This window comes from Agrobacterium sp. DE0009 (assembly GCF_007680755.1).
GTDB classification, from domain to species: domain Bacteria; phylum Pseudomonadota; class Alphaproteobacteria; order Rhizobiales; family Rhizobiaceae; genus Agrobacterium; species Agrobacterium tumefaciens_B.
Genome location: NZ_VEIU01000001.1, coordinates 346,766 through 369,095 on the forward strand (window position 1 = coordinate 346,766; position 22,330 = coordinate 369,095).

Annotated in this window: 24 protein-coding genes and 1 tRNA gene; 14 read left to right on the plus strand and 11 right to left on the minus strand. The window is 59.2% G+C overall.

What is annotated here, in order from left to right; genetic code table 11:
• Positions 1 to 133 precede the first annotated feature (133 nt).
• The 3 genes from FS804_RS01770 to FS804_RS01780 all read left to right on the plus strand — a co-directional run bounded on the left by FS804_RS01770 (position 134) and on the right by FS804_RS01780 (position 2,259).
• A complete protein-coding gene (locus FS804_RS01770) occupies positions 134 to 910 on the plus strand; it encodes an alpha/beta fold hydrolase (RefSeq protein WP_063949121.1) in 777 nt (258 codons plus the stop codon).
• 200 nt (positions 911 to 1,110) lie between these two features.
• Complete coding sequence (cysE, locus tag FS804_RS01775) at positions 1,111 to 1,935, plus strand: serine O-acetyltransferase (protein ID WP_063948938.1); 825 nt, start codon at positions 1,111 to 1,113, stop codon at positions 1,933 to 1,935.
• 120 nt (positions 1,936 to 2,055) lie between these two features.
• The gene (locus FS804_RS01780; RefSeq protein WP_063949122.1) at positions 2,056 to 2,259 is read left to right on the plus strand and encodes a DUF3126 family protein; all 204 of its coding nucleotides are present in this window, start codon (positions 2,056 to 2,058) and stop codon (positions 2,257 to 2,259) included.
• A 56-nt stretch (positions 2,260 to 2,315) separates the two neighbouring features.
• On the opposite strand, the gene FS804_RS01785 is transcribed toward FS804_RS01780, so the two are convergent.
• Positions 2,316 to 3,656 carry a cytochrome P450 gene (locus FS804_RS01785; protein WP_063948939.1) on the minus strand — a complete coding sequence of 447 codons (1,341 nt, stop codon included), beginning with the start codon at positions 3,654 to 3,656 and terminating at the stop codon, positions 2,316 to 2,318.
• Positions 3,657 to 3,819: 163 nt separating this feature from the next.
• On the opposite strand from FS804_RS01785, the gene FS804_RS01790 reads away from it, so the two are divergent.
• Positions 3,820 to 4,485 (plus strand): TetR/AcrR family transcriptional regulator, encoded by a 666-nt coding sequence (locus FS804_RS01790; protein ID WP_371417799.1) that lies wholly within the window; start codon positions 3,820 to 3,822, stop codon positions 4,483 to 4,485.
• A gap of 94 nt (positions 4,486 to 4,579) precedes the next feature.
• On the opposite strand, the gene fdhA is transcribed toward FS804_RS01790, so the two are convergent.
• Together fdhA and FS804_RS01800 are read right to left on the minus strand one after the other, a co-directional pair.
• Complete coding sequence (gene fdhA, locus FS804_RS01795; RefSeq protein WP_063949124.1) at positions 4,580 to 5,770, minus strand: formaldehyde dehydrogenase, glutathione-independent; 1,191 nt, start codon at positions 5,768 to 5,770, stop codon at positions 4,580 to 4,582.
• Positions 5,771 to 5,929: 159 nt separating this feature from the next.
• Positions 5,930 to 6,802, minus strand: a complete 873-nt coding sequence (locus tag FS804_RS01800) for an ATP-binding protein (RefSeq protein WP_144574180.1) — start codon at positions 6,800 to 6,802, stop codon at positions 5,930 to 5,932.
• Between the two features lie 207 nt (positions 6,803 to 7,009).
• Here FS804_RS01800 and yajC point away from each other — a divergent pair, with 207 nt between their 5' ends.
• The 5 genes from yajC (at position 7,010) to FS804_RS01825 (ending at position 11,857) form a co-directional block, all read left to right on the plus strand.
• Positions 7,010 to 7,357, plus strand: coding sequence for a preprotein translocase subunit YajC (gene yajC / locus FS804_RS01805; protein WP_063948941.1), 348 nt, complete (start codon positions 7,010 to 7,012; stop codon positions 7,355 to 7,357).
• Positions 7,358 to 7,437: 80 nt separating this feature from the next.
• Positions 7,438 to 10,002 carry a protein translocase subunit SecDF gene (gene secDF / locus FS804_RS01810; protein WP_144574182.1) on the plus strand — a complete coding sequence of 855 codons (2,565 nt, stop codon included), beginning with the start codon at positions 7,438 to 7,440 and terminating at the stop codon, positions 10,000 to 10,002.
• The gene (locus tag FS804_RS01815) at positions 10,002 to 10,394 is read left to right on the plus strand and encodes an Mth938-like domain-containing protein (protein WP_144574184.1); all 393 of its coding nucleotides are present in this window, start codon (positions 10,002 to 10,004) and stop codon (positions 10,392 to 10,394) included. The genes secDF and FS804_RS01815 overlap by 1 nt, the downstream gene beginning before the upstream one ends.
• 23 nt (positions 10,395 to 10,417) lie before the next feature.
• Positions 10,418 to 11,263 carry a phytoene/squalene synthase family protein gene (locus FS804_RS01820; RefSeq protein ID WP_144574186.1) on the plus strand — a complete coding sequence of 282 codons (846 nt, stop codon included), beginning with the start codon at positions 10,418 to 10,420 and terminating at the stop codon, positions 11,261 to 11,263.
• 135 nt (positions 11,264 to 11,398) lie between these two features.
• The gene (locus tag FS804_RS01825) at positions 11,399 to 11,857 is read left to right on the plus strand and encodes a hypothetical protein (RefSeq protein ID WP_144574188.1); all 459 of its coding nucleotides are present in this window, start codon (positions 11,399 to 11,401) and stop codon (positions 11,855 to 11,857) included.
• 16 nt (positions 11,858 to 11,873) lie between these two features.
• Here the strand turns inward: FS804_RS01825 and FS804_RS01830 are convergent, their stop codons facing one another.
• Together FS804_RS01830 and lipB are read right to left on the minus strand one after the other, a co-directional pair.
• Positions 11,874 to 12,809, minus strand: a complete 936-nt coding sequence (locus FS804_RS01830; protein WP_186376633.1) for a DMT family transporter — start codon at positions 12,807 to 12,809, stop codon at positions 11,874 to 11,876.
• A gap of 189 nt (positions 12,810 to 12,998) precedes the next feature.
• Positions 12,999 to 13,742 carry a lipoyl(octanoyl) transferase LipB gene (lipB, locus tag FS804_RS01835; RefSeq protein WP_144574190.1) on the minus strand — a complete coding sequence of 248 codons (744 nt, stop codon included), beginning with the start codon at positions 13,740 to 13,742 and terminating at the stop codon, positions 12,999 to 13,001.
• 189 nt (positions 13,743 to 13,931) lie between these two features.
• Between lipB and FS804_RS01840 the strand changes: the two genes are divergently transcribed.
• A tRNA-Leu gene (locus tag FS804_RS01840) sits at positions 13,932 to 14,016 on the plus strand.
• A 158-nt stretch (positions 14,017 to 14,174) separates the two neighbouring features.
• Here FS804_RS01840 and FS804_RS01845 read toward each other — a convergent pair.
• Positions 14,175 to 14,366 carry a hypothetical protein gene (locus FS804_RS01845; RefSeq protein WP_063948946.1) on the minus strand — a complete coding sequence of 64 codons (192 nt, stop codon included), beginning with the start codon at positions 14,364 to 14,366 and terminating at the stop codon, positions 14,175 to 14,177.
• Between the two features lie 226 nt (positions 14,367 to 14,592).
• Between FS804_RS01845 and FS804_RS01850 the strand changes: the two genes are divergently transcribed.
• Positions 14,593 to 14,979 carry a PAS domain-containing protein gene (locus FS804_RS01850; protein WP_063949127.1) on the plus strand — a complete coding sequence of 129 codons (387 nt, stop codon included), beginning with the start codon at positions 14,593 to 14,595 and terminating at the stop codon, positions 14,977 to 14,979.
• A 75-nt stretch (positions 14,980 to 15,054) separates the two neighbouring features.
• Here FS804_RS01850 and FS804_RS01855 read toward each other — a convergent pair whose 3' ends face one another.
• Entirely contained in the window at positions 15,055 to 15,222 is a 168-nt protein-coding gene (locus FS804_RS01855) for a Thivi_2564 family membrane protein (protein WP_003502827.1), read from the minus strand.
• A gap of 121 nt (positions 15,223 to 15,343) precedes the next feature.
• On the opposite strand from FS804_RS01855, the gene FS804_RS01860 reads away from it, so the two are divergent.
• Positions 15,344 to 15,772: an OsmC family protein gene (locus FS804_RS01860; protein ID WP_144574192.1), complete on the plus strand. Its 429-nt coding sequence runs from the start codon at positions 15,344 to 15,346 to the stop codon at positions 15,770 to 15,772.
• Positions 15,773 to 15,775: 3 nt separating this feature from the next.
• Here FS804_RS01860 and FS804_RS01865 read toward each other — a convergent pair whose 3' ends face one another.
• From FS804_RS01865 to FS804_RS01875, 3 genes are read right to left on the minus strand one after another with little or no spacing between them, the layout of a single operon-like run.
• Positions 15,776 to 16,270: a peptide deformylase gene (locus tag FS804_RS01865; protein ID WP_144574194.1), complete on the minus strand. Its 495-nt coding sequence runs from the start codon at positions 16,268 to 16,270 to the stop codon at positions 15,776 to 15,778.
• Between the two features lie 18 nt (positions 16,271 to 16,288).
• Entirely contained in the window at positions 16,289 to 16,591 is a 303-nt protein-coding gene (locus tag FS804_RS01870; protein ID WP_144574196.1) for a hypothetical protein, read from the minus strand.
• Positions 16,591 to 18,891, minus strand: coding sequence for an FdhF/YdeP family oxidoreductase (locus FS804_RS01875; protein WP_144574198.1), 2,301 nt, complete (start codon positions 18,889 to 18,891; stop codon positions 16,591 to 16,593). Before FS804_RS01875 ends, FS804_RS01870 begins: the two co-directional genes overlap by 1 nt.
• 391 nt (positions 18,892 to 19,282) lie before the next feature.
• Between FS804_RS01875 and mgtE the strand changes: the two genes are divergently transcribed.
• Positions 19,283 to 20,710 carry a magnesium transporter gene (gene mgtE, locus FS804_RS01880; protein WP_144574200.1) on the plus strand — a complete coding sequence of 476 codons (1,428 nt, stop codon included), beginning with the start codon at positions 19,283 to 19,285 and terminating at the stop codon, positions 20,708 to 20,710.
• A gap of 69 nt (positions 20,711 to 20,779) precedes the next feature.
• Complete coding sequence (locus tag FS804_RS01885) at positions 20,780 to 21,166, plus strand: MerR family DNA-binding transcriptional regulator (protein WP_003524989.1); 387 nt, start codon at positions 20,780 to 20,782, stop codon at positions 21,164 to 21,166.
• Between the two features lie 143 nt (positions 21,167 to 21,309).
• Here the strand turns inward: FS804_RS01885 and FS804_RS01890 are convergent, their stop codons facing one another.
• A complete protein-coding gene (locus tag FS804_RS01890; protein ID WP_144574202.1) occupies positions 21,310 to 22,275 on the minus strand; it encodes a heparan-alpha-glucosaminide N-acetyltransferase in 966 nt (321 codons plus the stop codon).
• Positions 22,276 to 22,330 lie beyond the last annotated feature (55 nt).

A 22,330-nucleotide genomic window follows, 5' to 3' on the forward strand; every position in this document is an offset into this window, starting at 1 on the left:
TGCGTCTTCTCGCATCGGCTCTTCGTTGCGGATATGTAGCCTCAAACGCATTGCATCTCCATAAAAATCGTCAGCGAAACATGTTCAACATTGCTAATTCCTGCCATATGGTCCGGCAAAAAGGATGTCCTTGATGAATCTCAACACGCCGCAGTTTTCCGATTTTTCCCATGACGGTCTTCGCCTTGCCTATTTTGACGAGGGTGATCCGGTGGGTGACCCGGTTCTGCTGATCCACGGCTTTGCGTCCAGCGCCAATGTCAACTGGGTGCATCCCGGCTGGCTGAAGACGCTGGGTGACGCCGGCTACCGGGTGATTGCCATCGACAATCGCGGCCATGGCGCAAGCGACAAGCCACATGATTCCGAGGCTTATTATCCCGCGGTCATGGCCGACGATGCGGTGGCGCTGCTCAATCATCTGGGCATCGCGGAAGCCCATGTGATTGGCTATTCCATGGGCGCGCGTATTTCCGCGTTTCTGGCCATGGCGCATCCAGAGCGTGTTCGCTCCCTTGTGTTCGGTGGCCTCGGCATCGGCATGGTGGAAGGCGTGGGCGACTGGGACCCGATTGCGGAGGCCCTGCTGGCTCCATCTCTCGATGTGGTGACCCATGAGCGCGGCCGCATGTTCCGCGCCTTCGCCGACCAGACGAAAAGCGACCGTCTGGCGCTTGCCGCCTGTATCGAGACGTCGCGCGTTCTCGTCACGCGCGAGCAGGCGGCAAGGATCGACGCGCCGACGCTGATTGCGGTCGGAACGAAGGACGATATTGCCGGGTCCGGTCAGGAACTGGCCGCCGTCATGCCGCACGCACGCGCGATCGACATTCCCGGCCGCGACCACATGCTGGCCGTCGGCGACCGGGTGTTCAAGGCCGCGGTTTTGGAATTTTATCGCGGGCTTTGACCCAGGTGATCTCGCAGAAGAAGTGAGCCTGGCTCTCCGTCAGGAGTTCCTGGATTGTTCGCACCGGCAAGAAATGGTTTTTCAAGCTGCATGAAGAAAAACTGACGCCTTGCCGCCTTTAAAGTCGTCGTTCGAATCCCATTTCTAACGCACGCCTTTTTCTGTATAAAGAACGACCACTGCAAACGAGGAGACCATTCATGGTCGCACGTACCGAGGCCCGTCAGCCTGAACAGCTGGCGATAGTCGATCCGATCTGGGGCAGCCTGCTCAATGAAGCGCGCAGCGCCGCTGCGCAGGACCCGCTGCTTTCCGCTTTTCTCTATTCGACGATCCTCAATCACCGCTCGCTCGAGGAGTGTGTGATCTACCGTATCTGCGAACTCCTCGATCATCCCGATATGCAGGCCGTGCTTCTGCGCCAGACCTTCCAGGATATGCTGGACGACTGGCCGGAATGGGGCAGTGTGCTGCGCGTCGACATTCAGGCCGTTTACGACCGTGACCCGGCCTGCACGCGCTTCATGGAGCCGCTCCTCTATTTCAAGGGTTTTCAGGCGATCCAGACCCATCGGCTTGCCCACTGGCTGCTGCAGAAGGGGCGCAGGGATTTGGCCCTTTATCTGCAAAGCCGGTCATCCAGCATCTTCCAGACGGATATCAACCCGGCCGCGCGCATCGGCAAGGGCATCTTCCTCGATCACGCTACCGGCCTTGTGGTCGGTGAAACCGCCGTCATCGGCGACAACGTCTCCATCTTGCATGGCGTGACGCTGGGTGGCACCGGCAAGGAAGGGGCGGACCGGCATCCCAAGATCGGAAATGGCGTGATGATCGGGGCAGGGGCAAAAATTCTCGGCAATATCGAGATCGGCAATTGCTCGCGCATTGCGGCGGGTTCTGTCGTGCTGAAGCCTGTTCCGCCGAAGACCACGGTTGCCGGTGTGCCGGCGCGGGTGGTGGGAGAAGCAGGGTGTTCCGAACCCTCGCGTCTGATGGACCAGGTCATCGGGGCCGATATCTGAGAGGTGGTGAATATTGCGCTCGTCCATGGGAAAGACATGGGCGACGTGCCGCTTTCACTTTACTTTCGCCTTTGTCCCATGCCAAAAGCGGGCCAACGCGAACCGCACAGGAGAAAACTGGTGAAAGCCGACGAACTCAAAAAACTCGACGCCTATTTCAAGCGCACCTTCAACGAAAAGATGATTGTCAAAGCACGTCCCCGCAAGGACGATTCGGCTGAAGTGTATATGGGCGAAGAGTTTCTCGGCGTTGTCTACATCGACGACGAAGACGGCGACCGCTCCTATAACTTTTCCATGGCGATCCTCGACGTCGACCTCTGATCGTCACCATCCGGTGACGGATGAAGATTTGCACTGATCCTGTCGCCCGCGGTCGTTCACGCCGCGGGCGATTTGTTTTGTCTTGGCACGACTTGCATCATCAGCCGGTCTTCTGGCCGCAGGGTGACCCGCATCAGCGGCTCCATCGTTGCTGGCGTCTTGTTCCTGACGTGGGCGCCCTGCAAAAGAACCGCGAGGATGGCGACAGCTTCCATCATCGCAAAGGCATTGCCGATGCAAACGCGCGGACCGGCGCCGAAGGGCATGTAGGCATAGCGGTGGCGTTGCTTGACTTTTTCCGGCTCGAAGCGCGACGGATCGAAGCGGTCAGGCTCCTCCCACAGCGAGGCGTGCCTGTGGATGGCGTATATCGGCACATAAAGAACGGTTCCGGCCGCAATATCATGTTCGCCGAGGCGGAAGTCCTGCAATGCCGTGCGTGTAATGATGGGAGCGGGGGGATAAAGTCGCATCGCCTCTGAAAATACCTGCCGCGTGTAGGTGAGTCCGGCGACATGGTCTGCCGTCACCGGCTGGCCGTCGGTGACGGCGTCAATTTCCGCGATCACCTTCGCTTCGATCTCCGGATGTCGCGACAGAAGGTAGAAGGTCCAGACAAGGCCAAGCGCCGTCGTCTCGTGACCGGCGGTGATGAACGTCAGCATATTGTCGACGATTTCCGTATCGGTCATCATCCGACCGGTCTCAGGGTCTTTCGCCTCCAGAAGCATCGAAACGAGATCCGCCCTGTCGCCGGGATGTCGTCGCCGCTCGATAATTACCTTCACGAGGCTCGAGCGGAGATAGTCGACCGCCAACCGCGCCTTGCGGCGACCGGGATGCGGCAGCCACTCCGGCACACCCAGCATGGCGAGCGCGATCGTCCAGCCCGTTGGCTTCAGATAGTCGGTGATGCTTTGTTCGACGCGGTGGATATCGACGTCATGCCCGCCGGACATCATGGTCTCGACGATGACGTCAAACGTGGTCATCATCATTTCATGGGCGATATCGATATGGCTGCCCGGCGCAGTGTTCCAGCGCTTCTGCGTGCGGCGAGCGGCGTCCACCATCGAGGGCAGGAGTTGCTGGAGTTTGTCGTGGCGGAAGGCCGCGGCGACGGACTGCCGCTGCCACTTCCAGTGATCGCCGTCAGCAGTTAACAGACCTTGCCCAAGAGCCGGGCCCAGAGCTCGACGCACATCATCGCCCTTGGAGAGCAAATGGGCATTTTTAACCAGGGCTTCGTGGACAAGGACGGGATCCGCAAGATGGACCCGTATCCGGCCCGCAATCCGATTGAACACCGCGGGCTCCGTGAAAATCTCGGGCGGCAGTGCCTTCAACGGATTTTGTATGAGCGACAGTGCTAGGCGAGCAACGGCGATGTTGGACATAGAAGAGGTTTCGCTGGCTTGCGGCTTATTTTGGCGAAGGTCTTTCTCAGGCACGTTTCGGCCCTCCATATCGCGATGACGGCAAAAATGGTCTTTAAGGTGTATACCTTATTTTAGTGATTTAAGGTGTACGCCTTATTTTTCAATGGTCGAGTTTTCAGTCGTGAAAAAAAACATCAGCAGGCAATCAACGGACCGTCCAATACCAACGCGCGAACGGATTCTTACAGCCGCGCTCGCATTGTTCAATGAGCGTGGGCCCGATCACGTCACGACGGCAGACATTGCAGGCGCGGTCGGCATCAATGAAGGCAATCTCTATTACCATTTCCGCACCAAGGAAGCGCTTGTCCTTGCGCTCTTCTCGCGGTTCGAGGCCGATGCCGTGGCTGTGGTCTCGGATGTTGACAGCGCGAATGAGAAGGCGGCGGCGACCTATGCCGGTTTTCTGCGGCTCTGGTTTTCGCTCGTATGGGATTATCGTTTCCTGTTTCGCGACCTTGTCGGCCTCGTCTCTTTGGCTCCGGCGCTTGTCGAGCCCGTGCGAGCGATCAGCGCCACCATGCGCCTTGCCGTTGGCGATATCGTCTCGCGTATGGAAAAGGCGGGTCTGGCCGCAATTCCACAAGAAGACAGGCCAGCCGTTCTGACAAATCTCTGGATCGTCTCGACCTATTGGGCGGCCTATCTCAACCTTCAGGAAGGTGTTACCGCGTTTGGACCGCAGCAGTTGGACTGGGGGTTGCAGCAGGTCTCAAGCCTGTTCAGACCCTATCTCTCCCCGGACGCGAAAAACGAGCTGGAAGCCCTGCTGGTGGGGGAGCCATAGTTTCATTCGACAGTCAAACGGCCTGAAAATAAGACGCCCGCGACGATATCCGTCGCGGGCGCTTCTACCCGTCACCCGTTTGCGGGCAACGTCATCAGGCCGCCTTCAGCAGATCGCCATGTGGATCAAGCACAAACTTGGTGGCAGCGCCCTGGTCAAAGCTTTCATACCCCTGAACGGCATCATCAAGCGCAATGATCTTGGCGTTGACGATGTCTGCAATCGGCAAGCGGTCGTGCAGGATCGCCTGCATGAGCTGGCGATTGTATTTCAGCACCGGTGTCTGGCCGGTGTGGAAGGATTGCGCCTTTGCCCAGCCGAGGCCGAAGCGTAGCGACAGGCTGCCCTGCTTGGCGGCATCGTCCACCGCGCCGGGATCCTCCGTTACATAAAGGCCGGGAATGCCGATGGAACCGGCGGCGCGGGTAATTTCCATCATCTGGTTGAGAACGATGGCCGGCTGTTCACCGCCTGCATGGCCGCGTGCTTCAAAGCCGACCGCGTCGATGGCGCTGTCCACCTCGTTGGTGCCGACGATGTCGGCGATCATGTCGCCCAGCCGGTCGCCCTTAGAGAGATCGACGGGTTCGAAGCCGACTTTCGCAGCGTGGGCAAGACGATCCTTGTTGAAATCGCCGATCATGACCACGGCAGCGCCGAGAATGCGGGCGGAAGCGGCCGCAGCAAGACCGACCGGGCCTGCACCGGCAACATACACGGTGGAGCCAACACCGACGCCCGCCTTGACCGCGCCGTGGAAGCCGGTCGGCAGAATATCCGAGAGCATGGTCAGGTCGCGGATCTTCGACATCGCCCTGTCGCGATCCGGGAATTTCAGCAGGTTGAAGTCGGCATAGGGGATCGTCACATATTTCGCCTGGCCACCGATCCAGCCGCCCATATCCACATAACCGTAGGCGCCGCCGGCGCGGGAGGGGTTCACCGTCAGGCAGACGCCGGTATCCTGCGACTTGCAGCAGCGGCAACGGCCGCAGGCCACGTTGAACGGCACGGAAACGATGTCGCCAACCTGCAGCATCTCGACGTCGATGCCCTTCTCGATGACTTCGCCGGTGATTTCGTGACCAAGAACGAGGCCCGGCATTGCCGTGGTGCGGCCGCGCACCATGTGCTGGTCGGAGCCGCAGATATTGGTGGAAATAACCTTGAGAATGACGCCGTGCTCGATCCGGCGGCCATCCGGCGCCTCAAGCTTCGGGTCGTCGATGTCGCGGACCTCGACCTGACCCGGCCGCATGTAGACGACGCCTCTGTTCCTGCTCATATCCATCTCCTCCATGGTTGAACGCCGTGCCTTTCCGCTCCTCCGCGGGCAGGTCACTTCATGGGTGCAGCAAACCATGAGAGGGGAAATGTGGCCTTCGGGAATACGACACGCGGTGTGGTCGTAACGACACCGCGTGTGGGAGACGTCGCAGCGGCGTTATCTGTCGAGAGGCTTCCTAAGGCGACCGGCGGCGTCCTGGATATATTGCCACGCGACGCGGCCCGAGCGTCCGCCTCGGGTCGTCGCCCATTCCAGAGCCTCGTGATGCAGCGTTTCGCGGTCGAGACCCAGATCGAAATGGGCGGCATAGCTGTCAATCATCGTCAGATAGTCTTCCTGGCCGCATTTATGGAAGCCGAGCCAGAGGCCGAAGCGATCGGACAGAGAGACTTTTTCCTCGACTGCTTCCGAAGGATTGATGGCGGTGGACTGCTCGTTCTCCATCATATGGCGGGGCAGGAGATGGCGGCGGTTGGAGGTCGCATAGAAAAGGACATTGTCGGGCCGTCCTTCGATACCGCCATCGAGCGCTGCCTTCAGCGATTTATAGGCAGTGTCGTCATGGTCGAAGGAAAGGTCGTCGCAGAAAACGATAACCCGCTGGCCCGAAGCCTTGAGGATATCGAGCAGGATGGGCAGGGTATGGATATCCTCGCGGTGGACTTCCACCAGCTTCAGCGAAACACCACTCGCTGCGCGCACATCTTCGTGAACGGCCTTCACAAGCGAAGACTTGCCCATGCCACGCGCGCCCCACAGCAGCACATTGTTGGCCGCAAATCCCTCCGCAAAACGCAGCGTGTTTTCATGCAGGATGTCGCGAACGTGATCGACGCCGCGGATGAGCTTCAGCGCGATGCGGTTGGGGCGGGGAACGGGCTGCAGGAATGCGTTCGTGGGTACCCAAACGAAACAATCGGCCGCATTCCAGTCATTTACGGCCGGCGCCGGACCAGCCAGCCTCTCCACCGCGAGGGTGAGCCGGCGCAGTTCTGAAAGGAGCAGGGAAGCCGTTTCTTCGCGAATCATGGTGTTTATTCCGCTTGTCTGATGTTCAAAACGCTGATTTGCGACCGGCCTAGCATGGTGTTTCGGACGCATAAAGGTTAAGAGGTCCGGAATCGGTACGGCGAGGGCCCTGCATCTGTTGCAATCCCGGCGTTCCCAACTATATTCCGGCGGCTTGAAAAGCCGGGGCGGCACGCGAGGTCGTGCCGCAATTGCGAGGAGTTTTATATGTTCATTAGTCAAGCTTTTGCCCAGGATGCAGCGGGCGGCGCATCGGCCTTCGGTTCCGGCCTTGAGATGCTGTTCCTGTTTGCGCCGCTCATGGTGGTCTGGTACTTTTTCCTGATCCGTCCGCAGCGGGCGCAGATGAAGAAGCGTCAGGAGACGTTGACCAACATTCGTCGTGGCGATCAGGTCGTTCTGGGCGGTGGCATCGTTGGCAAGGTAACCAAGGTCATCGATGACAGTGAACTGGAAGTCGAAATCGCCGATGGCGTGAAAATCCGCGCGGCACGGGCGTATATTGCCGAAGTGCGCGTGAAGGGCGAAGTGGTCAAGACGGAAGCCGCTTCCTGATCCTGCCGGACAACCGAATGCCCGATTGCGAATTTTGACGGGTTGCGCCAGGCGCGACCCCAACCCTGACCGAGATCGAAATGCTTCATTTTTCCCGATGGAAAACAGTCTTCATCTGGCTGCTTGTGCTGGCAAGCGTCGTCATCGCCTCTCCCAACCTGTTTACGGACAAGCAGCTGGAGGGCATGCCTGCCTGGTACAAGGACAACAAGGTAACGCTCGGTCTCGACCTTCAGGGCGGTTCGCACATCATGCTCAAGATCGAGCGTTCCGACATCGTCAAGGAACGGCTTGAAACGATCGTCGGCGATGTCCGCACCCAGCTGCGCGATGCCAACATCAAATATTCCGGGCTGACCGGCAATGGCCAGCAGATTCAGGTTCGCATCAGCGATCCGGCCCAGGTTGAAGCTGCCAAGAACGCGCTGCGTGACCTGACCCAGCCTGTCTCCGCCGGCACACTGGTCGGTGGTTCCATCACCGAAGTCACGATGAACGACGGCGGCGACAATCTGCTGCGTCTCAATCTGACGGATGAGGGCATCGATTACCGCCTGTCATCAGCGGTTTCGCAATCCATCGAAGTCGTGCGTCGTCGCGTTGACGAAGTCGGCACCACCGAGCCGCTCATCCAGCGCCAGGGCTCCGACCGCATCATCGTGCAGGTGCCCGGCCTTCAGGACCCGCAGCGCCTGAAGTCGCTTCTCAACCAGACGGCAAAGCTCTCCTTCCGAATGGTCGATACTTCCATGCCGGTACAGGAAGCCATGAACGGCCGTCCGCCGGCAACGTCGGAAGTTCTCTATTCCCAGGACGATCCGCCGGTTCCTTATCTCGTCGAGCGTCGTGCACTCGTATCCGGCGACAATCTCGTCGACGCGCAGGCAAGCTTCAACCAGCAAACCAACGAACCCGTCGTGACGTTCCGCTTCGACAGCCGCGGCGCTCAGCGCTTTGCGCAGGCGACGCAGCAGAATGTCGGCAAACCCTTCGCCATCGTGCTCGATAATCAGGTGATCTCCGCACCTGTCATCCGTGAGCCGATCATCGGCGGTTCGGGACAAATCTCCGGTAATTTCTCGGTGCAGGGCGCCAATGACCTTGCCGTGTTGCTGCGCGCCGGCGCGCTGCCGGCGACGCTGACCGTCGTTGAAGAACGCACCGTCGGCCCGAGCCTCGGTAACGACTCCATCACCGCCGGCCTGACGGCGAGTGCCATCGGTGCTGTCGGCGTCCTCATCTTCATGTTCGTCTTCTACGGCTTCTTCGGCCTGCTCGCGAATATCGCTCTTGTGGTCAACGTCGTGATGCTGCTGGCCGTGCTCAGTGTGATCGGGTCGACGCTGACTCTACCGGGTATCGCCGGTATCGTGTTGACAATCGGCATGGCTGTAGACTCCAACGTTCTTATCTATGAGCGCATACGCGAGGAGGTGAAGAGCGGCAAACCGCTGATCCAGTCACTGGATAACGGCTTCACCCGGGCTTTTGCGACCATTATCGACGCCAACCTGACGACGCTGATCGTCGCCAGTGTGCTGTTTTACATGGGCACCGGTCCGGTCAAGGGCTTCGCCGTCACGCTTGCCGTTGGTATCATCACCACCGTCTTCACCGCCTATACGCTGACGGCGTGGATGTTCGGATACTGGGTTCGCCGCAGCCGTCCAAAGCACCTGCCCAAGGGCGTTCGCACCGCCATGTTCGATGGCCGCGACATTCCCTTCATGCGGTATCGCCGTGTCGTCTTCATGATAACGGGTGCGATCATGCTGGCGTGCATCGGCGGCTTCGTGACCAAGGGTCTGAACCTCGGCATCGACTTCCAGGGCGGTTCTGTCATCGAAGTGCGTGCGAAGCAGGGCGAGGCTGATCTTGCCGATATTCGCGACCGATTGAACCAGCTGAACCTCGGTGAAATCCAGGCTCAGAACTTCGGCTCGCCGCAGGATGTTCTCATCCGTATTCAGGCGCAGGAAGGCGGCGAAAATGCCGAGCAGTCCGCCATCACCATGGTGCGTGGCGAGCTTGAGGACAAATACGACTTCCGCCGCGTGGAAGTCGTCGGTCCGGCGGTTTCCGGTGACCTGACCTACACCTCCACGATCGGCATCCTGCTCGCGATGACGGCGATCATGATCTACATCTGGGTGCGTTTCGAGTGGCAGTTTGCCCTTGGCGCCGTTATCTCGATGGTGCATGACGTGGTCTTCACGATCGGACTGTTCGTCTTCCTGGGGATAGAGTTCAACCTCACCAGTATCGCGGCGATCCTGACGATCATCGGTTATTCGCTGAACGACACCGTCGTCATCTATGACCGTATCCGTGAAAACCTGAGGCGGTACAAGAAGATGCCGCTTTCCATGATCATCGATGCGTCGCTGAACCAGACGCTGTCGCGTACGATCCTGACGGGTCTGACGGTCCTTCTGGCGCTTCTGGCGCTCTACCTCTTCGGCGGCGAGGTTATCCGCTCCTTCACCTTCGCCATGCTGTTCGGCGTCGGTATCGGCGTGTTCTCGTCGCTCTACATCGCCGCCCCGGTGCTGATCGCCTTCAAGCTGCGTCCCGATAGCAAGGACGCGGAAGACGAGAAGGACGAAAAGCCCGGTAACGCCATCGGCGGCAAGCCTGCCGTCTGATGGCCGGCGGGATTGAAATACGCCCGGCCCATTTTCCCGGCCGGGCGCCCATCGATGCCTATGGCAATGGTGGGTTTCGCTTCGCCGATATGTCGCATCGCGGCTCTCTTCTCCTCTTGCCTTCGGGCATTTACGGGTGGGAGCCCGCCGACCCGACGGAGTTCGCTCTTCACCACTTCGAGAAAATTTTTGCCGAAGCGCAGGATATCGAAGTGCTGTTGATCGGCACGGGGGACGGCATGCGGGTTCTGCCGAAAGAGTTGCGCGCCGCCTTCAAGGAGGCCGGCATCTCCATTGACCCGATGAGTACTGGCGCTGCGGTGCGCACCTATAATATCATGCTTTCGGAATCGCGCGCCGTCGCTGCCGCGTTGATCGCCGTCGAAGGCTGAGGGCGTTTCGCGCGCGGGGAACCATGGCACCCACAGAAAATATCGATGTTTGCCTTGCGACGTTGCGCGACACAGACCGTGACCGCTATCTCGCCTGCCTTCTGTCACCCGCCGACAAGCGCAATGCTCTGGCGGCGCTTTATGCTTTCAATGCTGAAATCGCCCGTATCCGCGATTCCGTGCGCGAGGCGTTGCCCGGCGAAGTGCGCATGCAATGGTGGCGCGATCTGCTCGAAGGCAATCCGCATGGCGACAGCCAGTCTCATCCTGTCGCAGCAGCGCTTCTGACCACAATCGAGACCTATCGACTGCCGCGCCCGGTGCTCGCCAATATGATCGAGGCGCGTATCTTCGATCTTTATGACGACCTGTTCGAAGATCGCAATGCGCTGGAAGGTTACGCCGGAGAGACCGCATCAGCCTTGATCCAGCTCTCTAGCCTGGTGCTTTCTGCCGAAGATGCTGCCTCCAGTGCGGAGGCGGCCGGTCATGCGGGCGTCGCACAGGCCATGGCCGGAATGCTGCTACTGACACCGCTGCACCGCCGTCGCGGGCAGGTCTACATCCCCGCCGACATGCTGGCTGCGGCCGGGCTGGACCGCGAGACCTTCCTTGAAGGCGAAGACAGGCAGCGTATCGGCATCGCCATCGAGATTTTTGCAACCCATGCGCTCGATCACCTGGAAAAGTCACGACGCGCGAGGGTCCCGAAAAACATCTTTGCCGCCTATCTTCCTGTTTCGCTCGCCGGTCCCGTCATCGCCGCGGCACGGAAGGCGGGGAGCGGCGTTTTTGACGGCGACCTGCAGCTGTCGCAGCTTCGCCGGCAATGGCTGCTGGCAAAGGCGTCGTTTCTGAAGCGCTTCTGATTCACGGGTGGCCCCGGGGCCGTGCACGATTTGGATACCAAACTTCGCACAAGCCTCGGCCGATATGAACCTGAGCCGGGTTCGCATCGTTTCGATTCGCGAATCGTGATGTTTCGATGGTGAGGGAGCGCCCCGATGAATATGGCGATCTGGATTATCGTGTTCGTGCTGCTATCGGTCTTTGCCGTTTACGCCTGGCGCATGTCACGGGCCACGGATGAGGACAACAGCCATGACGTGGGGCAGGCGATCATGGATTTCGCCCGTGCCTTTCCGAACGAGGCGATCAGAAGCCTGCATATGACGGTGGATGGCGGTGCGGCATTCGTGCGGCTGCACGACAACAAGGCCGGCTTCATGCGCAACATGGGATCCCACTATTTCTGCGTCATGATCGATCCCGAGCGCATCCGGGTCGAAAGTCTGGAGAGCGGCGACGGTTTTGTCGTTACCTTCTTCGACATGCCCAAATATAGCGGCTCATATCGTTTCAAGTCGGCGGGGGAGGCGGCTGAGGTATCTCTCTGGCTGCTCGGCAGCCTTGTCGAGGCGCAGGACCATCACGGCGAAGACCCGCTGCCCTCGGGCAGCTGAAGGTGCGCTAACGCGGCTATTGCGCGTCGAGCGGCGTTAGCGCGGCAGCTTGTTTCCGCTCGCGCCAGATGATGAACAGGCCGGATGCGACGATAATGAGAATGCCGAGCCATTTGGATGGCGTCGGGAAATCCGAAAACAGCGCATAACCGAGAATCGTCGCTGAGATGATTTCGAAATACTGGAATGGCGCGAGCAGAGAGAGCGGCGCCAGCCGGAAGGCCCTGACGATCAGCAGGTGCATGTAGCCGGATATCGATCCCAGCAAGACGAGCAGTGCGAGCGCATGGCCGGACTGCGGCAGCGAGACGGCAAAGTCCGTGTCACCGAGCGAGTGGCCGATGAGAAGCGCAGCGCCCATGAAGACGGTCCCTGCCATACCGGACATGGTCTGCATCACGAGCGGGCTATCCGCATCGCCGATGGCCCGGTTCAGGAAGAGATAGAGCGTATAGAGGAAAGCGCAGGCGACAGGCAGGAGCGAAGTCCAGCCGAAGATTTCAAAGCTCGGCTGAATGACGATCATGGCGCCGCCGAAACCGACGACAATCGCGGTCCAGCGCTTCCAGCCCACTTTGTCGCCGAGGAAAAGAGCCGACATCATTGTCAGCATGAAGGGTTCGACAAAATAGATCGCAAAAACATCTGCGAGCGGCATGTATTTGACGGCAGCAAAGAACAGCAGGCTGGCGGAAGCATGCAGCACACCACGAAGGTAGTTCATCCAGGGCCGTTTGGCGCTGAACAGTGCGCGGGGCGATACCACCAGCAACAAAGGCAGCGTGCAGACCAGCTGGAAAAAGAAGCGGTAGAACGTCATCTGCGCCGGCGACATGCCGCCGACGACAGCCATGTATTTGGCGATCGCATCCATGATGGGCAGCACCAGCATGCAGGTCGCCATGATGGCCATGCCCTTGGCGACGTCGCTTAAACCGGTGTGGCTTGTCATGTGATGCTGCACTTTCGGCCGGCGGGCCGGAACAGAGGGGACGGGACAGCCGCCCCGTTTATTCAGTGTCTGGCATTCCCGGCGCGGCAGGCCCTTCATAGCAATGCCGAAACGATAACGCACATTGCTTTTTATCATGCGTCTTATCAGCGCCGCTGATCCATTCGGGCTTCTAGGCCCTTGACGTCGTTAAACGACGGTTTCGGGCACCGTCACCACATCTGACGTGGCGGGGCCGAAGACTTCTTCAAAGGCCTCACGCAGGAACACATCGACATCGCCAACCGTAACCGGCAATCCAAGATCAACGAGGCTGGTGACGCCATAGGCGCTGATGCCGCAGGGTACGATTCCGGAGAAATGCGAGAGGTCCGGATCGACGTTGATCGACAGGCCGTGAAAGCTCACCCATTTACGCAGGCGTATGCCAAGCGCTGCGATCTTGTCTTCCGCCATGCCACCATCGGCAAGCAATGGTTTTTCGGGGCGTCGGACCCAGACGCCGACGCGATCCTCGCGGCGTTCGCCGCGTACATTCATCTTGTCCAGCGTGCGGATGATAACATCCTCGAGCGCAGCCACATAAGCGCGGACGTCCTGCCGCCGGCGTTTGAGGTCGAGCATTACGTAGACCACACGTTGCCCCGGGCCATGATAGGTATATTCGCCGCCACGGCCCGTCGCAAATACGGGGAAGCGGTTCGGCTCGATGAGGTCGGATTCGTCAGCGCTGGTGCCGGCGGTGTAGAGTGGCGGGTGTTCAAGAAGCCAGACGAGTTCGTCGGCCTCGCCGCTAGCGATCGCGGCAACCTCACGCTCCATCTCTGCGATCGCCCTCTCGTAAGGGATGAGACCATCGGAGATTCGCCAGCGAACCGGGGGCGAACCGACAGCCGGCAGCATATTTGTCTCGATATCGGTGCGTGTGAGCATGAAAAAGTCCTTTCCACAGCCTTCTCGCAAAATGGCGACATGGCCGCAACCCCAGCATTTCCGGGCTTCCTGCATATAGGATGGTGCAGTGCGATTTTTAATTTCAAAAAACTGTCACGACGCTCTTGTGCACCGAAAATCCTTTTGCTACATGCACCCCCGTCGGCGCAAGTCGACGCCTACCACGATGCGGTCGTGGCGGAATTGGTAGACGCGCAGCGTTGAGGTCGCTGTGGGGCAACCCGTGGAAGTTCGAGTCTTCTCGACCGCACCAAAGAAACCCGCTTCGGCGGGTTTTTTTCTTTTGTGCCAAAATCTTGGCTCGGTTTCCTCCTGTCATCTCTGAAGTCCGGGTCGGTCAGACGAGTGATGTCTTAGGGTAAGCTGAGCAGCGCTTTTCGACGCTGCCCCTCTCTTGCACATTCGCCGCTCTTATCGACGGATAACGACGTTGGAGTAGGAATCATTGCCGCCGTGGTTCCCGTCGCCGGCCCTGTAAGGGTCGCCATCCATGACCTGGTCCATTCGCCATTGAGATCCGCGATAGGGGCTTTCCCATGTCTGGCACCCGGCAAGGGCGATGGTTGCCGTCAGCAGTCCGAAAGTGAGCGCGGTTCGTAGCATTTTGACCTCCTTTGATCCTTCGTCATGACGCTATGTAGGAGCGGGGCAATCGCTTTGCGATATGTTTCTGCAATTTGCTCCCGGAACTCCAGTGACGTCATTCAGTAAATTCGGTGGATAGGTCGTGTGGCACCGATGGATCGTCAGTCTCCCCTAAAAAGCGAGGGGTGGAATATCAGAGGTCTAATGTTAGCTTTTGCTCGGGGAACGTGGCTTGGGGGTTTTCGTGCCAGGGGATAAAGCGGATTCAGACGATGCGCTTGGTTATTTCATGTGGAGCATTACCGACAACCGGCTGATCATGGATAAGATCACCGCGGAATGTCACGGTTTTGCCGAGCCGGTTGCCTCACGCGGGGTGACGATCGAAGCGATCCTCGAAAGGATCGACATCGAGATGCGCGATGCGGTGGCGAAAGCCATATTCGATAGCATCACGACCGGCGTTTTTTTCGACCAGCGCTACAAGGTCAATCTGCCGGATGGTTCCAAGCGTTGGGTCGTCGCAAAGGGCAGGGCGATTTTCGACGCCGAAAACACGCCTTTTCTGGGCATTGGCAGCGTTAGGGATATTTCGCTGCGAAAGGACTTTCATTTTGAGCCTCGACAGTAGGACGTAGCTCCTGAATTCAGCCCATAAAAAGAGGCGGCTTTCGCCGCCTTTCTTCGTCTGCAATGCACCGGGACATCAAAAGACGGCGAGATATTTCAGCAGCGAAATAATGCCGATGATGATGACGATCACCTGTGCGATCTGTTTCGCTCCACCGCCGACCGGCAGGCGCGCGATAAGCCACAAGACGAGCACGATCACCAGGAAGGTGATCAGAATGCTGACGAGCGTAGATGTAACCATATGTCCCAGCTCCCTGTAAAATAAAGGTTTCAACGTTCACTACCGTTGTGCGGATAAAAAGCGCGAGATAGGTTTTTGTTCCACATGTTCGATTGCGCGCGATTAAATTAGGACTTGCTGAATGGCGGATGGTGGGAAGGTAAAGTTGCGGCCCGTTGAGGCGAGAGCGGAGGTGGCGCGGCTAGGCCGCCCGTCCGTTTCCACTGTCACGGGCGGCCGCATCGATATCGTGACCGGGGTGTCCGAGCCCGGCTTCAATCCGATCGACCTTCTTTATTCATCACTTGCCGCGTGTCTTGCGCTGAGCGCCCGGATCGCCGCCAGCCGGCTGGGTTTTCTGGAGCGCTTTGACGGGGTTGTCGTTGAGGTCACAGGCGAAAAATCGGCCGAGGAGCCGTATCGCATCATCCGTTTCGACATTGGCATCAAGGTCCACGGTGACCTCGATACGGAAAAACGCAACGCCATTGCTCATCTGGCCGAGGAGATCTGCACCGTCAGCAATACGCTGAAGGGCGATGCGGAATTCGCAGTGTCCGTAACGGGCTGACGATCAGGCTTTTCGTGATTTTTCCCATTTCTTCACGAGCCGGTCGCGCTTGAGTTTCGAGAGGCGTTTCAGCCAAAAAATGCCATCGAGCTGGTCGATCTCGTGCTGGATGCAGACGGCGTGAAAGCCCGTCGCGGCCTGCCGATGTTCCGCGCCCGAAATGTCCTGAAACCGCACCTCGATTTCGGCCGGTCGCTCCACCTCTTCCGTAAAGCCCGGCATGGAAACGCTTCCCTCTACATGCCTTATGGTCTGCGGCGAGCGGCTGAGGATTTCGGCGTTGATGTAGGTGAGCACCGTTCCAGGTGTCAGTTCCAGCACGAAAACGCGCTGCTCGGCGCCGATGTGGGCGGCGGTGATGCCGACACCGGGCGCTGCTCGCATCGTGTCGACTAAATCCGTTACAAGCGCCTGCAAGTGCTCATCAAACGCCGTGACCGGCGCGCAGATGTGGGACAGGCCCGCATGGGGATAGGCAAGGATAGGCCTTGGTGCCAAAGGGGTACTCCGTTCACGTCACAGGCTTGCAGATGAGGCGGCGAGCGCCTGTCCTTCCGCCGTTGTCTCCAGAAAGCTGCGCTGCGTTCGCGCGTCGCGCTTTGTCACGTACACGAAACGCGGCGACAGGAGCGTGATTTCGCGCAGAACAATCGCATGCGCAAGACCAAACTGCCTAGCAATGCTGCGGCTGTCCGCGGCAATGTTCAGATGAACCGCCAGAAGGATTGCTGCACCCGTCGCCGAGAGCGGCTGTGGCGAGCATTCCTGGACCCGTTCCACTGCCGCCATGAATGCGGCGGCGGATTGCGGTCCATCCATTATTTAGCGTCCGACAGGAGGCGAACCGAGACCAGCACCGATTTCGATGTCGGCGTGAAACTGCCTTCGCCATAGCTCGACAACGGAACCAGCACATTCAGTTCCGGATAGTATCCGCCAATGCTGCCCTTCGGGATGTTATAGGGCACCAACCGGAAATTCCGCGCAATTCGCTCCATGCCATCGCCGTATTCACCGATCACGTCGACGCGCTGGCGCGAATGGGCGCCGAGCGCTTCCATATCAGCCGGGTTCATGAAGAGGACCTGGCGATCGCCGTAGACGCCGCGATAACGGTCATCCATGCCATAGATCGTGGTGTTATATTGATCATGGCTCCGCAGGGTCTGCAGCACAAAGAGATTGTCGCGCGTGAGCGCCTTTTGATGTTCTGTCTGTTCGGGCAGAGGGCCGCTATAGAAGGTGGCCTTGTTCGCTGGTGTGTTCCATTCACGCTCCGCCGCCGCGTTACGCAGGTGGAAGCCGCGCGGCACGCGGACGCGTTCATTGAAGTTGTCAAAGCCGGGAATGACCCGCTCGATCATGTCGCGAATGAGGTCGTAGTCGTCGGCAAGCGCCTTCCAGTCGACTGCCGTATTGCCGAGCGTCGCCTCGGCAATACCCGCGATGATGGCGACTTCCGACCGGAGTGCCTCGGAGGCGGGTGAGTTGATGCCGCCGGAACCGTGAACCATACTCATGGAATCCTCGACCGTGACGATCTGCGCTCGTCCTGACGAGTTGCGGTCGATTTCCGTCCGTCCGAGGCAGGGCAGAATGAATGAGGTTTCGCCCGGAACCAGATGTGAATGGTTAAGCTTGGTGGCGATGTTGACCGTGAGCTTCTGATTTTCGAAGGCCTTGACGATCAGCGGACTATCAGGGGTCGCCCGCATGAAATTTCCACCGAGCGCGATAAAGGCCTGAGCCTTGCCATCCAGCATTGCCGAGACGGCCTCGACGGTATTGTGGCCCCGCCGACGTGGCATGGGCACGCCGAGTTCCTTCTCAAGCGCGTCAAGGAGGGCCGGCGGCGCTTTCTCATCGATGCCGACCGTGCGGTCGCCCTGCACGTTGGAGTGACCGCGCACGGGGCAAAGACCCGCGCCTGGGCGTCCGACATTGCCGCGCAGCAACATGAAGTTTGCGATTTCTCGCACGATGAGAACCGAGTGGCGGTGTTGGGTAACCCCCATGGCCCAGGTGGCGATGACGGAACCGGCTTCCATGTAGATGGAGGCGGCCTCCTCGATCTGCTCGCGCGTCAGCCCGGACTGGTCGAGGATGCTCTCCCAGCTCGTAGCTTCGACGGCAGCGCGATAATCTTCAAATTGCGCCGTGTGTTCGGCAAGGAAGGCATAATCGATGATCGCAGGCTTGCCGGCCGCCCTTGCAGCTTCGTCGGCAGCAAAGACCGCCTTGCTCATGCCGCGCACCGCAGCCATGTCGCCCCCCTGGCGCGGCTGATAATAATTGGTCGCGATTTTGGTGCTGCCGCCGGTGATCATCTCGATCTTGTCCTGCGGGTCGGCAAAGCGCTCCAGCCCCTTTTCCCGGATAGGGTTGAAGACGGCGATGCGGGCGCCGCGAAGGGCTGCGCGCCGCAGGTCACCCAGCATCCTTGGATGGTTCGTGCCCGGATTTTGGCCGATGACAAAAATGGCATCTGTCTTTTCGAAATCCTCGAGCAGCACCGTGCCCTTGCCGACACCGATGGCGTCTTTCAGGCCGACGCCGCTGGCTTCGTGACACATGTTCGAGCAGTCGGGAAAATTATTGGTCCCGTAAAGACGCACCATCAATTGATAGAGAAATGCCGCCTCGTTGGAGGCGCGGCCTGACGTATAGAACTCAGCGCGGTCCGGGCTGTCGAGACCCTTGAGGATGCCGCCGATTTCGGTGAAGGCCTCCTCCCATGACACGGGCAGATATCGGTCGCTTGCCCGGTCAAAGCGCATGGGATGGGTGAGGCGGCCCTGCTTTTCCAGATCGTAGTCCGACCAGCCGCGCAGCGCCGACACGGTGTGGCTGGCGAAGAAGTCCGGGGGTACCCGCGCTTCCGTCGCCTCCCAGGAAACGGCTTTGACACCGTTTTCGCAGAACTCGAAAGACGATCCATGCTCCGGGTCACCCCAGGCGCAGCCTGGGCAGTCAAACCCATCCGGCTGGTTGGTTTTCAACAGCGTTCGTGCGCCGGAAATCGGCGCTCCGGATTCGAGCAGGCGTTTGCCTACACTTTTCAAAGCACCCCAACCGCCTGCAGCATTCGATGCCTTGCCGATGAAACCCTTCTTGCTCATGATTCTGCTGTCCCGGACCAATCTTGAAGCGCCTGCCGCGCGGTTTGCCATTTGTCAAAAGCGCGTCCAGAAGCGCTCAACCCGGCGCTGTGTCAATGCATAATTGTGCAATGCACCCACGCCCTTAAATCGGGGTCTCCAGGAGACGGTGGAACGACGTAAAGGTGGCCGGCGTTGTCGTAAATTAACCGGTGTAAATACCTGGGATTGTGTATAAGCCGTCGGCCGCGACTGCGCGCTCGACGGCGGGAAGAGGTTTGACGTATGAATGTTTTGCCGCGCTGGCGCGAGCTTTGTTTTTGCGCCTATCCGGTTGTTGACAATATGCTTTTAAACGCCATTCTGCCTCGGCATCCGTGCACTGCGGCATTTGAGTACGAGGGGACGCCATATGACAGACCGTGACGACGATCCTGTCGCGCCCGAGGATGTAAAGCCGACAGAAGCGCTCTCCGATATCTACGCCGAGGATGGCTCCGTCCGTTCCGATTTCCTGACGATGGTTGGTGCGGCGATTGCCGATCGAGACCTGCTGTTCTTGCGCAAGAATGTCGCGCGGCTGCATGAATCTGAACTCGGCGACGTGCTCGAATCGATCCTGCCGGAGCAGCGCCACGCGCTGGTCAGGCTGCTGGGTTCAGATTTCGACATGACGGCGCTGACCGAGGTGGATGAGGGCATCCGTCTCGATATCGTCGACCAGATGTCGAACGAGCAGATTGCCGCCGGTATCGGCGAGCTCGATTCGGACGACGCGGTCTACATTCTCGAGGACCTCGACGACGAAGATCGCGAGGATATCCTCTCACAACTGCCGTTCACCGAGCGCGTCCGACTGATGCGCGCGCTGGATTACCCGGAGAGCTCTGCCGGTCGCCGCATGCAGACCGAGTTCGTGGCTGTACCGCCCTTCTGGACGGTGGGGCAGACCATCGATTACCTGCGGGAAGAGGAGGAGCTGCCGGAATCCTTTTCCCAGATTTTCGTGATCGACCCGACATTCAAGCTTGTCGGGGCGCTCGATCTTGACCGCGTGCTGCGCGCCAAACGTCAGGTGAAGATCGAAACGATCATGCACGAGACTAACCACTCCATTCCAGCCGAGATGGACCAGGAAGAGGCGGCGCAGCTTTTCGAGCAGTACGACTTGCTCTCCGCCGCCGTGGTGGACAATAACGGCCGGCTGGTCGGCGTTCTTACCATCGATGACGTGGTCGACGTCATTCAGGAAGAGGCCGAAGAAGACCTGCTGCGCCTTGGCGGCGTGGGTGATGAAGAACTCTCGGACTCGATCGCCAGCACATCGCGCTCGCGTGTGCCGTGGCTCGCCGTCAACCTCATCACTGCCTTTCTCTCCGCATCCGTCATCAGCCTTTTCGATGCGACGATCCAGCAGATCGTTGCGCTGGCGATCCTTATGCCCGCAGTCGCCGGCATGGGCGGTAATGCGGGTTCCCAGACCATGACCGTTTCGGTCCGCGCGCTTGCCACCAAAAGCCTCGATATCCACAACGCCGCCCGCATCATCAGGCGTGAGGCCGGCGTGGGCATCTTGAATGGCATGCTGTTTGGCTGCGCCATCGGCATCGTTGCCGGCATCTGGTTCCAGGATATCCATATAGGCGGCATTATCGCCACAGCCATGTGTCTGAACATGCTGGCAGCAGCGCTGGCAGGCATTCTGATCCCGCTTGTGCTCGACAAGTGCGGGGCGGACCCAGCTGTCTCGTCCGCCGTGTTTGTCACTGCCGTCACCGATATTGTCGGCTTTTTTGCATTCCTCGGCATCGCAACGTGGTGGTACGGAATCTCGGGCTAACGAGCGGGCGAAAATTGACTTTTACGTTAAGGTCAAATAATATCGCCCGGTGATGAATCGGATAGGCCCTTGGACAAGTATTATAGCATAACCGAGCTGACACGCGAATTCGGTGTATCGACCCGTACCTTAAGATTTTACGAGGATGAGGGGCTGATTCACCCGGAGCGTCGCGGGCGCACCCGGCTTTTCAGGGCTGCTGACCGTCGCCTCATTCAGGAAATCCTTCGCGGTCGCCGTATCGGTTTTACCATCTCCGAAATCCGCGAAATCATCCATGTTTATAAAGAGCCGCCGGGCGAGTCGGGTCAGCTCGTGCTGCTGATGAAGAAGGTCGATGAAAAGCGCGCCGAATTGCGGCAGAAGCGCAAAGACATCGAAGAGACGCTGGCGGAGCTCGACAATGTCGAAGAAGCCTGTCTGACACGTCTTGCCGAGATCGGCGTAGGGACTTGAACGGGGACCCTGCCAGTCGCGCTGAAGCGCACTTTTAGAGTCAAGACCTCTCCTTCGTCACCCTCGGTCTGGATCCGAGGGCCAGCAGCGACGTCGATGGATCCTCGGGCCCAGGCCCGAGGATGGCGTCGAGTGCTTTTTCCCTACTGCGCCTCGACCGTGCACTGTTGCGCTACCTCGCTGACCTTCGTCTGCTGATCGGGGCTGAGTTTGCCTTCCATCATGATGTCGAACAGACTTTCCGCCTGAATCTTTTCGAGCGTGCAGCCGCAGAAACGCTGGCAGAGTTCCAAGCCGTTGGCCTGCTCGACGCAGCTTTTCTCGCAGCTCGATTTGTAAAGCTCCACCTGATCGACGGGCGGCGGCGGCGCGATGAGGGACAGGACGTAAACGATACCGATCAGCACCGGCTGGTGGATGAGGTAGAAGGCGAGGCTATGCCGCCCGGCGCTGGCGACGATATTGCGTGGCGAACTGGGCTCACGAAAACGGTCCAGCCAGCCGCGCGGCGTGACGAACTGGGAGACGGCAAGACCGCCAAGAAAGGGCGCAAGCCACGGCAGCAGCGGCACATAATCGTTGGAGCGCGGCGGAAAGGTTGAAAATCCTATCCATGCCAGCCATTTGACGTTGAACAGTTCGGATTGGACATATTGCGGCAGAATGAAAGCGGCAGCCGCGGCGAGTAACGTCACGGCGGCCGGGGCCCGCAGGAACAGCAGGCCGACGAGGCTTGCTGCGGCGATGTTATGCAATATGCCGAAGAAAATGAAACTGTCGGGAAACGCGACATAAGTCGCAATCGTAATGAGCAGCGCCGACCCCGCCACCATTGCGAACCTCTTGCCGAAGGAAGGCCAGTTTATGCCCCTTTCGTGCGCGAGAAACAGGCTGAAACCGGCAAGGAACAGGAACGAGGTGGCGATACCGCGCGCATAGAGCTTCCACAGGCCGGTCGTCGCAGTTCCAGGCTCGATATAGCCAAAATATTCGAGATTCCAGGTGAAATGATAAGATGCCATCGCAATGAGTGCGATGCCGCGCAGTGTGTCCAGCCCGCCGATGCGGCCTTTGCGGCGTGGTTCGTTGGTGGCTGCGTCTGTTTGCATGATTTCCGTTTTTCAGCTTTTGGGGAGGCCGGTATCAGACTGGGCTTGGCCCCTG